Origin of the sequence: Bradyrhizobium elkanii USDA 76 (genome assembly GCF_023278185.1) — a bacterium.
GTDB classification, from domain to species: domain Bacteria; phylum Pseudomonadota; class Alphaproteobacteria; order Rhizobiales; family Xanthobacteraceae; genus Bradyrhizobium; species Bradyrhizobium elkanii.
The window spans coordinates 4,147,709-4,162,632 of the sequence record NZ_CP066356.1 but is presented as its reverse complement, the minus strand read 5'-3'; the positions used below and the strand labels follow the sequence as shown (position 1 = coordinate 4,162,632).

At 64.0% G+C, this 14,924-nt stretch carries 5 protein-coding genes; 1 reads left to right on the top strand and 4 read right to left on the bottom strand.

Going from position 1 to position 14,924, the window contains the following annotated elements; genetic code table 11:
• Nucleotides 1-608: 608 nt before the first annotated feature.
• Nucleotides 609-1,820, top strand: coding sequence for an FAD-dependent oxidoreductase (locus JEY66_RS20105; RefSeq protein WP_018272142.1), 1,212 nt, complete (start codon nt 609-611; stop codon nt 1,818-1,820).
• 46 nt (nt 1,821-1,866) lie between these two features.
• Here the strand turns inward: JEY66_RS20105 and JEY66_RS20100 are convergent, their stop codons facing one another.
• The 4 genes from JEY66_RS20100 to rpoB all read right to left on the bottom strand — a co-directional run bounded on the left by JEY66_RS20100 (nt 1,867) and on the right by rpoB (nt 14,816).
• A complete protein-coding gene (locus JEY66_RS20100; protein WP_018272143.1) occupies nt 1,867-3,900 on the bottom strand; it encodes an ABC transporter ATP-binding protein in 2,034 nt (677 codons plus the stop codon).
• A 226-nt stretch (nt 3,901-4,126) separates the two neighbouring features.
• Complete coding sequence (locus JEY66_RS20095) at nt 4,127-6,187, bottom strand: FAD-dependent oxidoreductase (protein ID WP_026192896.1); 2,061 nt, start codon at nt 6,185-6,187, stop codon at nt 4,127-4,129.
• Nucleotides 6,188-6,367: 180 nt separating this feature from the next.
• Entirely contained in the window at nt 6,368-10,570 is a 4,203-nt protein-coding gene (rpoC, locus tag JEY66_RS20090; protein WP_016847590.1) for a DNA-directed RNA polymerase subunit beta', read from the bottom strand.
• A gap of 127 nt (nt 10,571-10,697) precedes the next feature.
• Nucleotides 10,698-14,816: a DNA-directed RNA polymerase subunit beta gene (gene rpoB, locus JEY66_RS20085; RefSeq protein ID WP_018272145.1), complete on the bottom strand. Its 4,119-nt coding sequence runs from the start codon at nt 14,814-14,816 to the stop codon at nt 10,698-10,700.
• Between the last annotated feature and the right edge of the window lie 108 nt (nt 14,817-14,924).

The window sequence follows — 14,924 nt, the reverse complement described above, 5'->3', positions numbered from 1 at the left end:
CGGAACAAACAACCGCGCAAAGCGAAATCGCGCCAACCACTCATCGCTGAGCGGAAAGCGCATCGACGCCACAGAGGACCGCGATCCCGAACCGATCAGCGTTCGCTGTTCGGTCCGCCACCGAGGTCATGCATCCGAAATCACTCTCAAGAGGACGTGCTCAAGAGAACTAATATCGTCCTGGCATTGCCTAGCTATCATCGACAGCGTTTGAGCGGCATTCGTCGAGGTTGGTGCCCGTCCGGCTCCTCAAAAAGGGCCTTCGGGTGTTCCGTTCCGACGCTGGCGTAGCTCACCGCCTGTCGTTAAGTGGGCGCCTTGTATAATCGAGAGATAGTGAAGTCAAGCAAAACGACAAGCAAAGAAACGCCTCTGGCACTTGCGGATTTCGCATTTCGCCGAGGTTCGGCGCAAGCGAAATGTGACCGCCAACCAACCTCCCCGCGCCCATCATCCGAATCTTCGGGCGCGTGCGGAATCACATTATATCCGGGTAAAATATGAATAGAAACAACTCTCCCCAAGTTAGTCCCGAAGGCAAACTTCGAAACTAAGCCTTTATTTGCCATTCGCAGCGCAAAAATCGGGGTCACAGCCACGGAATTCTCATGCGGTACACCGACATCGCGATCATCGGCGGCGGTCTTGCGGGCTCGACCGCAGCCGCCATGCTCGGCCGTGCCGGGATACCGACGGTCCTGATCGACCCCCACCAGGTCTATCCGTTCGATTTCCGTGTCGAAAAGATCGGCGGCGACCTCCAGCTCGAGCGATTCGCCAGGACCGGCCTTGCCGAGTCGGTGCTCCGCTCGGCGACACTGGACGGCGAGAACTGGATCGCGCGATTCGGCCGGTTGCTCGACCGGCAGCCGAGCCGGCAATACGGCATCATGTACGACGCGCTGATCGCTGCGATTCGGAACGAGATCGCCGGGCCGGCGGAATTCGTCTGCGACAAGGTGATCAACGTCGCGACCAGCTCCGAGCGGCAGCGGCTCGTGCTTGCCGATGGCGAGGAGATCTCGGCGCGCCTTGTGGTGCTTGCCAACGGCCTGAACGTCGGACTGCGCCGGATGCTGGGCATCGAGCGCCTGGTCACGAGCTTCTGCCACTCGATCTCGCTCGGGTTCGACTTCGTCCCCGTCGGCCGCCCCGCCTTCCCGTTCGCGGCCATGACCTATTTCTCGGAGCGGCCGAGCGACCGCATCCCCTACATTACGCTGTTTCCGGTCGGAGACCGGATGCGCGCCAACCTCTTCACCTATCGCAAGGCCGACGATCCCTGGCTGCGGGCGATGCGGCGCAATCCGGTCGAGACGCTGAACGCCGCGCTGCCGCGGCTGCGCCGGCTCACCGGCGAGTTCGACATCGCGGGCGATATCAAGATCAGGCCCGCCGACATCTATGTCAGCACCGGCTATCGGCAGGCCGGCATCGCGCTGGTCGGTGATGCCTTCGCCAGCACCTGCCCCGTCACCGGAACCGGCACCGACAAGGTCTTCACCGACGTCGTCCAGCTCTGCAACGTCCACATCCCGGCCTGGCTGTCGACCGACGGCATGGGCGAGGAGAAGATCACCGCGTTCTACGATGATCCGGTCAAGACCGCCTGCGACGCCTGGTCGAACGCCAAGGCATTCAGCTTCCGCGAGGTGTCGGTCGGCAGCGGGCCCACCTGGCAGGCCCAGCGCTGGGCACGCTTTTTCGGCTATCTCGGCCGCGGCTGGCTGCGCCGGCTGCACAACCCCGCGGCGGCGGCGTCAACGACGCGGCCGGCCAATCACTTCCGGCAACGTCCGCAAGCCGCTGACCGGGCGTAAAAGTAAAATCTACCGCTCGGCCATCGCCCGCGACGCGGCGCGGGCCTCACGCCTCCTCATCCTCGTCTTCGTCCTCATCTTCATCATCGTCATCATCCGCGTCGTCGGCGTCCTCGTCGTGATTCAGATGTCCCTGATCGTCCCACAGCTTGCGATAGACGCCGTTGCGGGCGAGCAGTTGCTCGTGCGAGCCGCGTTCGATCGCCCTGCCGCCGGAGATCACGATGATCTCGTCCATCTCGACCACCGAAGTCAGGCGGTGCGTCGACCAGATCATGGTGCGGCCCTTGGCGACCTTGAGCAGCGTCCGGTTGATCGCAGCCTCCGTGGTCTGGTCGAGCGCCGAAGTCGCCTCGTCGAGCAGCAGAACGGACGGGTTGCGGATGATCGCGCGCGCGATCGCGATGCGCTGGCGCTGGCCGCCCGACAGGGTATCGCCGCGCTCGCCGACCGGCGTGTCGTAGCGCTGCGGCAGGCTCATGATGTAGCGATGAATCTCGGCCTTCCGGGCGGCGTCCTCGACCTCCGCGTCGGTCGCGCCTTCCTTGCCGAGCCGGATGTTCTCGCGGATCGACATGTTGAACAGCATGTTCTCCTGGAACACGACCGCCATGTTCGCCCGCAGCGACTCGCGCGTCACCCGGCGGATATCGACGCCGTCGATGGCGACGCGGCCCTCGTCCGGCACGTAGAGCCGCAGGATCAGGTTGATCAGCGTGCTCTTGCCCGAGCCGCTGGGACCGACGATCGCAATGCTCTTGCCGGCATTGAGCTTGAGGCTGAGATTGTCGAGCACCGGCGTCTGCGCCCCCTCATACTGGAAGGTGACGCGATCGAAGGAGATGTCGTTGGTGATGCGCGGCAGATCCGGCGCGCCGGGACGGTCGGCGCCGCGGGTCGGCTCGTCGAGCAGTTCCTGGATGTGCCGCACCGCTGCCGCCGACTGGATCGACACCGGGATGAAGTGCATCAGATGGGCGATGTTGTACGACACCTCCCAGAACGCACTCTCGAAGGTCACGAAGGTGCCGACGGTGATCTGCCCCTTGGTGGCGAGATAGGCGCCGATCGCCAGCACCACGAGGTGGAGCAGCAACACCGCTATGGTGACGGTGCGCTCCACCATGGTCGACAGGAACATGGCTGACGCGGCCTTGGCCCGGACGTCGCGGTTGCGCATCGTGAACCAGCCGAGCGCCCGGCGCTGCAGATTGAACGCCTTCACCACCGCCTGGGCGGCAACGTTCTCCTGCACGATTCCGAGCAGCGCGGCTTCGTTCTGCTTCTGCTCGTAGTTGGCCTGCACCGCCTTCGGCGTCAGGATGCGCGGCCCGATCAGGGTGATCGGAAACACCAGCAAGGCGACCACGGCAAGCTGCCAGTTCAGGAACAGCATCAGGATGATGCCTGCGACCAGCTCGAGGCCCGGCAGCGCCGCGCTGTTGGCAAAGGTCTTGACCGAGCCCTCGAACGCCGAGAGATCGATCGAGAAGCGCGACAGGATCTCGCCGCGCTTGGTGCGCGCGAAATAGGCCGACGGCAGGTTCTGGACATGGTCGAACAGCCGCGTCCGCACGTCGGCGATGATGCCGGCGGCGAGCCGCGCATCCCAGCGTTCGTACCAGACCGCGATGATCGAGGTGACGATACCGGCCACCGCGAGCACGCCGAGGATCTTGTAGAGGGCTCCGAAGTCCTCCTCGCCGAGCGCGTCGTCGATCAGGAATTTCAGGCTGAGCGGCATGATGACGTTGAACAACGTCTCGACCAGCACGCCGAAGGCGACGCAGGCGAACGGCTTCTTGTAGTTCGCCAGGATCGGTCTGACGAAGCCAAAGATCGTGGAGAGCGCGCCGGCGGCTTCCTTGGCGGTGAAGACGACGAGGTCCTCGTCATCATCGTCGTCATCGAGCTCGAACTCGTCGTCCGCGTCCTCATCCTCTTCGTCGTCAGCCGGCGCCGCGGCTGGCTTTGTGGAGGCGGCCGCCGCGGGCGGACCGGACGCGGGCTTCTTCTTCAGCTCGGGATCGTCGGCCGCCGCTCTCGTCGGATCGTCTGATGCAGGAGGTTTTGGCGCCATGAAACCAACCGATGCTCCACGGCCGGCATGACCGCAAATCGAAACCGCAGCTGATAACACTGCGGCCGCAATTCTATGCGATCATGACGAATTCGGCAAAGCGTTTGGAACGGCCGACGCGCCGCCGCACGCTCGCGCGGAATCGCGGAGCACAGCATTGCCGCCGTTTGACAGCTGGTCGACACAAGGCCGGTCGCCTGGCGGCAAAGGCTTCCGCTCGGTGCCGCTAGTCGTCGAGGTCGGCTTCGACCTTGTCGAAGAAGGAATAGCGCAGGCTGTCGGAGTCGGCGTACCACTGCCCCGGCCCCTTGTTGGCGGCCAGCGTCAATGTCCACAGCGCATCGGTGCAGTCGCGGCGGTGCATCGACAGGTCGAAGCCGTTGCCGAAGAACAATTCCGACCACTCCCACCAGGTGCCGAGCTTCTTCACCCCGCGCAGCAGGTCGTAGCGATCGATCACCGCCGGCGCCATGTCGGAGGTCACCGACGCGAACACGACGCCGGTCTTGACCACGCGGTTGAGCTCGCGCACCCCGCGCACGACCTGCTTCTCGCCGAGATGGCACAGCGAGGTCTCGAACACGAAGTCGAACTCGTTGGCCTTGAACGGCATGTCGGCGATCGAGCCGAGCTTGTTGTACTTCTTGAGCGCCTTAGGCGTCTTGCCGTGGATGTAGCGGTTGTTCTCGATGCCCCAGGCATCGATGCCACGTTCGCGCAGCGCGCCGACCAGTTCGCCGCTGGCGGAGCCGGCGATCAGCAGCTTGTAGCCCTTCGCCCTGCCCCACACCGTCTTGATCAGGTCCGTCAGATAGGCGGGGTCGGTGAAGTTGCGCCAGGCCTCGCTGTAGGGCCCGGCGCCGCGATAATTGTCGAAATAGCTGCGATCGATCTTGTCGGACAGCGCGCCCTCGTCCTGCGCGCGGGCGCGGCGCAGCCGCATCATCTCGGTGAGGATGATGTCGGTCGCGGCATCGGAGGAATCGAGCAGCCCGTTCAGCGTCGAATCGAACAGATAGTCGCCGACCACCACGATGCCGGGGTGCTCCTTCGGCTCCGGGCGGTGGTTGGTCATGACGTCGCGCACCGGCAGGCCGCCCGGCAGCGCGTTGACCGACGACAGCCAGCGATGGATCTTGCCTTCCAGGAAATGCTCGCGCGCATCGCCGAGCGAGGCCGGCAGCGACTTCAACGCGGCGTCGATCAGCTCCTGGTCGCTGAGATTGGCGAAGGCAAGCGCATCCGAGCCTGCGATCAGCCAGTTCAGCACGCCGTGCTTGCCGACATCGTGGCGCGCGCCCTCATTGTAGACGCAGCAGCCGCCGAACGCTTCCGACATGAACCAGGCGCCCGGGATCTTCTCGCCCCAGAACGGCTCGTCGAACAGGATCGAGACCCGCAGATAATGCGCGGGCCGGTCGAAATAGGCGACGTGCTTGACCATCGACTTGCGCAGCTGTTCGCCGTCCCAGCGCATGGTCGCGAGCCAGGAGTGCGGCAGGCAGACCAGCACGAGATCGAAGTCGCGCGTCTCCGGCCCCTTGCCGTTCATCATGTTGAGCTGGTAGCGGCCATCGGCGGTCTTGCCGACCTTGAGCACACGATGGTTGAGCTGGATGTCGGCGCTGACTTCCGAACGCAGACAATCGATCAGCTGCTCGTTGCCGTTCTGGATCGAATACAGGCCGATATAGCCGTCGACGTCCATCACGTAGTTCTTCAGCGCGTTGAGGCCGTTGGTGTTGTGGCTCTCGGTCGCGATGTCGGAACGCGCCATCACCTTGAAGAAACGCTTGGCGGTCGCGTCCTCGACCTCCTCGTCGAGGACCTGCTCGGCGGTCTTGTAGGCCCACGGGTGTTCGTTGTCGTGGGCGCCGACGCCCTCGTAATATTCGATCGGCGACACCAGGTCGCTGCAGCGCCTGCGGAACGCCTCGATCGCGGCCGCGGTCTTCGCCCCGTATTTGCGGCGCATGCCGGGAACGTCGGCGAGCAGCTCGCCGTCGAGCTGCACCTGCTCGGCATCCATCGGGATCGTCTGCAGGCCGAAATGCTGGATCAGCTCGCGCAGCGGGTCCGGCCCCGTCATCGAGTAATCATAGATCTCGGCGACGCCGGCCTCATACATCGCGGGCGCAGTGTCGAATTTGCGCGTGACGATCTTGCCGCCGAGGCGGTTCGACGCCTCGAAGATGGTAACGCGGCAGAGGTCGCCGAGTTTGCGCTTCAAATACCAGGCGCTCATCAGCCCCCCGGGGCCGCCGCCTACGATAGCCAAGTCGAGCATATGGATTCCGTCGTCTCCGGCGCGAGCCAAACAGCCGGTCTAAGTCACCCTAGCAAAGGCACTTTTTTGCCTGAAGGAAAGATGAACAAACTGCGTCCCTGCACCGCAGCAAGCAAAGAAAGCAGCAAAAAGGCCGGCTAAACGCCGGCCTTCTCGCCATACCCGTAGTCTTGCGGATGCCTATTCCGCGGGCGGCAGCGCCAGCGGCTCCGCTTCCGGAGCCGTCGGCACGATCGCCGCCTGCTGCTTCTCGCGCTCGTCGAGGATCAGCTTGTCGCGCTTGACCGCGACTTCGCGGATCCGCGCCATCGAGGCGCCGGTGCCGGCCGGGATCAGGCGGCCGACGATGACGTTCTCCTTGAGGCCCTCGAGCGGGTCCACCTTGCCGTTGACGGCAGCTTCGGTGAGCACACGCGTGGTCTCCTGGAACGAGGCCGCCGAGAAGAAGGAGCGGGTCTGCAAGCTCGCCTTGGTGATGCCGAGCAGAACCGGCGTACCCGTGGCGGGCTTCTTGCCCTCCTCCTTGGCCTTGGTGTTGAGCGCGTCGAACTCGATCTTGTCGACCTGCTCGCCCGAGATCATGTCGGTGTCGCCCTGATCGGTGACCTCGACCTTCTGCAGCATCTGACGGACAATCACCTCGATGTGCTTGTCGTTGATGAGCACGCCCTGCAACCGGTAGACCTCCTGGATTTCGTTGACCAGATAGGCAGCGAGTTCCTCGATGCCCTTGATCGCCAGGATGTCGTGCGGCGCCGGATTGCCTTCGACGATGAAATCGCCCTTTTCGACGATATCGCCGTCCTGAAGGTGGATGTGCTTGCCCTTCGGGATCAGGTACTCGCGCGGCTCCTCGGTCTTGTCCATCGGCTCGATCGAGATGCGGCGCTTGTTCTTGTAGTCGCGGCCGAAGCGGATCGTTCCCGCCGTCTCCGCGATGATCGCCGCATCCTTCGGCTTGCGAGCCTCGAACAGTTCCGCCACCCGCGGCAGACCGCCGGTGATGTCACGCGTCTTGGCGCTCTCGGTCGAGATGCGCGCCAGGATGTCGCCGGGCATCACCTTGCCGCCGATGTCGACCGACAGAATGGCGTCGACCGACAGCATGTAGCGGGCATCGCCGCCACGCGCGAGCTTCATCACCTTGCCGTCCTTGCCCTTGACCACGATGGCCGGACGCAGGTCCGAGCCGCCGCGCGTCGTGCGCCAGTCGATGACCACGCGCTTGGCGATACCGGTCGATTCGTCGAGCGTTTCCGAGATCGACTGGCCTTCGACCAGATCCTCGAAACCGATCGTGCCCTCGACTTCGCTCAGCACCGGGCGGGTGTAGGGATCCCACTCGGCGATGCGCTGGCCGCGCTTGACCATGTCGCCTTCGTCAACGTGCATCTTCGAACCGTACTGGATACGGTGGGTCGCACGCTCGGTGCCGTCGGCATCGACGATCGCAACGACCATGTTGCGCACCATCGCGACCAGGCTGCCTTCGCTGTTGCGGGCGATCGCCTTGTTCCTGATCACGATCTTGCCGTCGAAGTTCGATTCGACGAACGACTGCTCGTTGAGCTGCGCGGCGCCGCCGATGTGGAACGTGCGCATCGTCAGCTGCGTGCCGGGCTCACCGATCGACTGCGCCGCGATGACGCCGACGGCCTCACCGTGGTTGACCGGCGTGCCGCGAGCCAGATCGCGGCCGTAGCACTTGGCGCAGATGCCGTTGATCAGCTCGCAGGTCAGCGCCGAGCGGATCTTCACTTCCTGGATGCCGGCCTGTTGGATCGCATCGACGTGGCTCTCCTCCATCAAGGTGTCACGCTTGATGATGACCTCGTTGGTGGCGGGATCGCGCACGTCATCGCAGGCCACGCGGCCCAGGATGCGCGAACCGAGCGAGGCGACCACGGTGCCGGCGTCGACGATGGCGCGCATCTTGATGCCGAGCGTGGTGCCGCAATCGGTCTGCGTGATGATGCAGTCCTGCGCGACGTCGACCAGACGGCGGGTCAGGTAGCCCGAGTTCGCGGTCTTCAACGCGGTGTCCGCGAGGCCCTTGCGGGCGCCGTGGGTCGAGTTGAAGTACTCGAGCACCGACAGACCTTCCTTGAAGTTGGAAATGATCGGCGTCTCAATGATCTCGCCCGACGGCTTGGCCATCAGGCCGCGCATGCCGGCGAGCTGGCGCATCTGGGCCGGCGAACCACGCGCACCGGAGTGCGCCATCATGTAGATCGAGTTGATGTCGGCATCCGCGCCCGCTGCCGTCTTCTTGGTGGACGAGATCTCCTTCATCATCGCCTTGGCGACTTCTTCACCGGCCTTCGACCAGGCGTCGACGACCTTGTTGTACTTCTCGCCATGGGTGATCAGGCCGTCATTGTACTGCTGCTCGAAATCCTTCGCCAGCGTACGGGTCTGATCGACGATCTTCCACTTCGACGCCGGCACGACCATGTCGTCCTTGCCGAACGAGATGCCCGCCTTGAAGGCGTTGTAGAAGCCGAGCGCCATGATGCGGTCGCAGAAGATCACCGTCTCCTTCTGACCGCAGTGCCGGTAGACCTGATCGATCACGCCGGAAATCTCGCGCTTGGTCATCAACTTGTTGATGATGTCGTACGAGATCTTCGGGTTCTTCGGCAGCAGGTTGCCGAGCATGACGCGGCCCGCGGTGGTTTCGATCCAGCGCTTGGACTGCTTGCCTTCCTCGTCGAGGCCTTCCCACCGGTACTTGATCTTGGTGTGGAGGTGGATGACCTTCGAATGCAGGGCGTGCTCGAGCTCGGCCATGTCGCCGAAGATCTTGCCCTCGCCGGGCAGGCCTTCGCGCATGATCGAGACGTAGTAGAGGCCGAGCACGATGTCCTGCGACGGCACGATGATCGGCTGGCCGTTCGCCGGATGCAGGATGTTGTTGGTCGACATCATCAGGACGCGCGCTTCCAGCTGCGCTTCGAGCGACAGCGGAACGTGCACGGCCATCTGGTCGCCGTCGAAGTCGGCGTTGAAGGCGGCGCAGACCAGCGGATGCAGCTGGATCGCCTTGCCTTCGATCAGCACCGGCTCGAACGCCTGGATGCCGAGGCGATGCAGCGTCGGCGCGCGGTTGAGCAGCACCGGATGCTCGCGGATCACCTCGTCGAGGATATCCCAGACCTCCGGACGCTCCTTCTCGACCAGCTTCTTGGCCTGCTTCACCGTAGTGGACAGGCCCTTGGCGTCGAGCCGCGAGTAGATGAACGGCTTGAACAGCTCGAGCGCCATCTTCTTCGGCAGGCCGCACTGATGCAGGCGCAGCTCGGGACCGACCACGATCACCGAACGGCCGGAATAGTCGACGCGCTTGCCGAGCAGGTTCTGGCGGAACCGGCCCTGCTTGCCCTTCAGCATGTCGGCCAGCGACTTCAGCGGGCGCTTGTTGGCGCCGGTGATGACGCGGCCGCGGCGGCCGTTGTCGAACAGTGCGTCGACGGCCTCCTGCAGCATGCGCTTTTCGTTGCGGATGATGATGTCGGGCGCACGCAGCTCCATCAGCCGCTTCAGGCGGTTGTTGCGATTGATGACGCGGCGGTACAGGTCGTTGAGGTCGGAGGTCGCGAACCGGCCGCCGTCCAGCGGCACCAGCGGACGCAGGTCCGGCGGAATCACCGGCACGACCGTCATGATCATCCATTCCGGCTTGTTGCCGGAAACGCGGAAAGCCTCGACGATCTTCAGACGCTTGGCGAGCTTCTTGTGCTTGATGTCGGAGTCGGTCTCCGCCATGTCGGCACGCAGCGTTGCCTCGAGCTTCTCGAGCTCGAGCCCCTTGAGCAGCTCGCGGATCGCCTCCGCGCCGATCATGGCGGTGAAGGAATCCTGGCCGTACTCGTCCTGCGCCTTCAGATACTCGTCTTCCGACAGCAGCTGACGGTCCTTCAGCGCGGTGAGACCCGGCTCGAGCACGACGTAGTATTCAAAGTACAGGATCCGCTCGAGATCCTTCAGCGTCATGTCGAGCAGGAGGCCGATGCGCGAGGGCAGCGACTTCAGGAACCAGATGTGGGCGACCGGCGCCGCCAGCTCGATATGGCCCATGCGCTCGCGCCGGACGCGCGACAGCGTCACCTCGACCGAGCACTTCTCGCAGATGATGCCCTTGTACTTCATCCGCTTGTACTTGCCGCACAAGCACTCGTAGTCCTTGATCGGCCCGAAGATGCGCGCGCAGAACAGGCCGTCACGCTCCGGCTTGAAGGTGCGGTAGTTGATGGTCTCCGGCTTCTTGATCTCGCCGTAGGACCAGGACAGAATCTTCTCCGGAGACGCGATCGAAATCCGGATCTGGTCGAAGACCTGGGCCGGGGTCGTCGGATTGAAAAGATTCATAATCTCTTGATTCATGGTCTTCTCCTCGCGTGCCGATCGTCACCGGCAGCAAATTCGAAAGTTTTATTCAGCGCGCGCCCCACTCAACGTCCGAGCGGAGCGCGAAGGCCCGGCGCTTTCGCGCCGGGCGTCAATCACAGCGTTACTCGGCCGCTTCCGACGTCGGCGCCGGTCCCACCTTGGAATTGTGCAGGTCGACGTTGAGGCCGAGCGAGCGCATTTCCTTGACCAGCACGTTGAACGATTCCGGAATACCGGCCTCGAAGGTGTCGTCGCCGCGCACGATCGCCTCGTACACCTTGGTACGGCCGGCGACGTCGTCCGACTTCACGGTCAGCATCTCCTGCAGCGTGTAGGCGGCGCCGTAGGCTTCCAGCGCCCAGACCTCCATTTCGCCGAAGCGCTGGCCGCCGAACTGCGCCTTGCCGCCCAGCGGCTGCTGGGTGACGAGCGAGTACGGACCGATCGAACGCGCGTGGATCTTGTCGTCCACGAGATGGTGCAGCTTGAGCATGTAGATGTAGCCCATCGTCACCTTGCGATCGAACGCATCGCCGGTGCGGCCGTCATAGACGGTCGACTGGCCGGAGGCGTCGAAGCCCGCGAGCTTCAGCATCTCCTCGATGTCGGCCTCCTTGGCGCCGTCGAACACCGGCGTTGCGATCGGCACGCCGTGGCTCAGATTGCGGCCGAGCTCGACCAGCTCGTTGTCGTTCAGCGACTTGATGGTTTCATCCTCGCCGTAGATCTTCTTCAGGGTCTCGCGCAGCGGCTTGAGATCCTGCTTCTGATAGTAGGCGTCGATGGTCTGGCCGATGCGCTTGCCGAGGCCGGCGCAGGCCCAACCGAGATGGGTCTCGAGGATCTGACCGACGTTCATGCGCGAAGGCACGCCGAGCGGATTGAGCACGATGTCGGCATGCGTTCCGTCCTCGAGGAACGGCATGTCCTCGATCGGCACGATCTTCGACACCACGCCCTTGTTGCCGTGACGGCCGGCCATCTTGTCGCCGGGCTGAATCTTGCGCTTCACCGCGACGAAGACCTTGACCATCTTCATCACGCCGGGCGGCAGCTCGTCGCCACGCTGCAGCTTCTCGACCTTGTCGAGGAAGCGCTGCTCGAGGCCCTTCTTCGACTCGTCGTACTGCTTCCGCATGGCCTCGATCTCGGCCATCAGCTTGTCGTTCGGCGAGGCGAACAGCCACCACTGCGACTTCGGATACTCGTCGAGCACCGCACGGGTGATCTTGGTATCCTTCTTGAAGCCCTTCGGGCCGGCGATGCCCTGGCGGTTCTCCAGCAGCTCGGCGAGGCGGTTGTAGACGTTGCGGTCCAGGATCGCCTGCTCGTCGTCGCGGTCCTTGGCCAGACGTTCGATCTCTTCCCGCTCGATCGCCAGCGCACGCTCGTCCTTGTCGACGCCGTGGCGGTTGAAGACGCGGACTTCCACGATGGTGCCCTGCACGCCCGGAGGCACGCGCAGCGAGGTATCGCGGACGTCGGAGGCCTTCTCGCCGAAGATGGCGCGGAGCAGCTTCTCTTCCGGCGTCATCGGGCTCTCGCCCTTCGGCGTGATCTTGCCGACCAGGATGTCGCCGGCGCGGACTTCCGCACCGATGTAGACGATACCGGCTTCGTCGAGGTTCTTCAGCGCTTCTTCCGAGACGTTCGGAATGTCGCGGGTGATTTCCTCAGGACCGAGCTTGGTGTCGCGGGCCATCACCTCGAACTCCTCGATGTGAATCGAGGTGAAGACGTCGTCCTTCACGATCCGCTCGGAGAGCAGGATCGAGTCTTCGAAGTTGTAGCCGTTCCACGGCATGAACGCGACCAGCACGTTGCGGCCGAGCGCAAGCTCGCCGAGATCGGTCGACGGACCGTCGGCGATGATGTCGCCCTTCTTGACGATGTCGCCGACCTTCACCAGCGGACGCTGGTTGATGCAGGTCGACTGGTTGGAGCGCTGGTACTTCATCAGGCGGTAGATATCGACGCCCGACTTGGTCGGATCGAGATCCTCGGTGGCGCGGATCACGACGCGGGTGGCGTCGATCTGGTCGATCACGCCCGAGCGGCGCGCGGCAATCGCCGCGCCCGAGTCACGGGCGACCACGCCTTCCATGCCGGTGCCGACGAACGGCGCCTCGGCGCGAACCAACGGCACCGCCTGGCGCTGCATGTTCGAGCCCATCAGCGCGCGGTTGGCGTCGTCGTTCTCGAGGAACGGGATCAGCGCCGCGGCGACCGAAACCAGCTGCTTCGGCGACACGTCCATGTAGTCGACCTTGTCCGGCGTCACCGGCAGCACTTCGCCGGCGTGACGGCAGACCACGAGGTCGTCGGTGAAGCGGCCCTTGGCATCGAGCGGCACGTTGGCCTGCGCGACGCGGTAGCGGCCCTCTTCCATCGCCGACAGATAGATCACCTCGTCGGTGACCCGGCCGTCCTTGATCTTGCGATAGGGCGTCTCGACGAAGCCGTACTTGTTGACGCGCGCGAACGTCGCCAGCGAGTTGATCAGGCCGATGTTCGGACCTTCCGGCGTCTCGATCGGGCAGATGCGGCCGTAATGCGTCGGATGCACGTCGCGGACTTCGAAGCCGGCACGTTCGCGGGTCAGACCGCCCGGGCCAAGCGCCGACAGGCGCCGCTTGTGGGTGATTTCCGACAGCGGGTTGGTCTGGTCCATGAACTGCGACAGCTGCGAGGAGCCGAAGAACTCGCGCACCGCGGCAGCCGCGGGCTTGGCGTTGATCAGGTCCTGCGGCATCACGGTGTCGATATCGACGCTCGACATGCGCTCCTTGATCGCGCGCTCCATGCGGAGCAGGCCGATCCGGTACTGGTTCTCCATGAGCTCGCCGACCGAGCGCACCCGGCGGTTGCCGAGGTGGTCGATGTCGTCGATCTCGCCCTTGCCGTCGCGCAGGTCGACCAGCGTCTTGATGACCGCCAGGATGTCTTCCTTGCGCAGCGTACGATGGGTATCGGGCGCATCGAGCTCGAGGCGCATGTTCATCTTGACGCGGCCGACCGCGGAGAGGTCGTAGCGCTCGGCGTCGAAGAACAGCGACTGGAACATCGCCTGCGCCGAATCCAGCGTCGGCGGCTCGCCCGGACGCATCACGCGGTAGATGTCGAACAGCGCGTCCTCGCGCGTCATGTTCTTGTCGGCCGACAGCGTGTTGCGGATGTAGGCGCCGACATTGACGTGGTCGATGTCGAGCAACGGCAGGTCCTTGTAGCCCTGCTCGTTCAGCACCTTGAGCGACTTCTCGGTGATCTCCTCGCCGGCTTCGGCGTAGATCTCACCGGTCTTCGGGTTGACGAGATCCTCGGCGAGATAGTTGCCGACGAGCTCCTCGTCCGACATGCGCAGCGCCTTCAGGCCCTTCTCCTGAAGCTGGCGCGCCTGGCGCACGGTCAGCTTCTTGCCGGCCTCGAGCACCACCTTGCCGGTGTCGGCGTCGATCAGGTCGTTGACGGTCGAATAGCCGCGGAAGCGGTTGGCGTCGAACGGCACGCGCCATCCGTCCTTGGTCCGCTTGTAGGTGATCTTCTTGTAGAAGGTCGACAGGATCTGCTCGCCGTCGAGACCGAGCGCGTACATCAGCGAGGTCACGGGCAGCTTGCGGCGACGGTCGATGCGCGCGAACACGATGTCCTTGGCGTCGAACTCGATGTCGAGCCAGGAACCGCGATACGGAATCACGCGCGCGGCAAACAGCAGCTTGCCGGACGAATGGGTCTTGCCCTTGTCGTGGTCGAAGAACACGCCGGGCGAACGGTGCATCTGCGAGACGATGACGCGCTCGGTGCCGTTGACGACAAAGGTGCCGTTCATCGTCATGAGCGGGATGTCGCCCATGTAGACGTCCTGCTCCTTGATGTCCTTCACCGACTTGGCGCCGGTTTCCTCGTCGATATCGAACACGATCAGGCGCAGCGTCACCTTGAGCGGCGCAGCGAAGGTCATGCCGCGCTGGCGGCACTCGTCGACGTCATATTTCGGCGGCTCGAACTCGTAGCGGACGAATTCGAGCATCGAGGTGCCGGAAAAGTCCGAGATCGGGAACACCGAGCGGAACACGGCCTGCAGGCCCTCGTCGGGGCGCCCGCCCTCGGGCTCGTCCACCATCAGGAACTGGTCGTAGGACGCCTTCTGAACCTCGATGAGGTTCGGCATCTCGGCGACTTCCTTGATGTGACCGAAAAACTTGCGTACGCGTTTGCGACCGGTGAATGTCTGCTGCGCCATCGTGGCCTCTCATTTTCGTCGCCTTTGTGGGGCGAACCTTCCGGGACGCGACTGCCATCGGCCCCGGGTTGAATTTCGAATCGTCTCGAAGGAACGAAGCGCAAAGTC

Coding starts and splice junctions, on each gene's coding strand:
- JEY66_RS20105 (WP_018272142.1), top strand. CDS start 609: ATGCGGTACACCGACATCGCGATCATCGGCGGCGGTCTTGCGGGCTCG.
- JEY66_RS20100 (WP_018272143.1), bottom strand. CDS start 3,900: ATGGCGCCAAAACCTCCTGCATCAGACGATCCGACGAGAGCGGCGGCC.
- JEY66_RS20095 (WP_026192896.1), bottom strand. CDS start 6,187: ATGCTCGACTTGGCTATCGTAGGCGGCGGCCCCGGGGGGCTGATGAGC.
- rpoC (WP_016847590.1), bottom strand. CDS start 10,570: ATGAATCAAGAGATTATGAATCTTTTCAATCCGACGACCCCGGCCCAG.
- rpoB (WP_018272145.1), bottom strand. CDS start 14,816: ATGGCGCAGCAGACATTCACCGGTCGCAAACGCGTACGCAAGTTTTTC.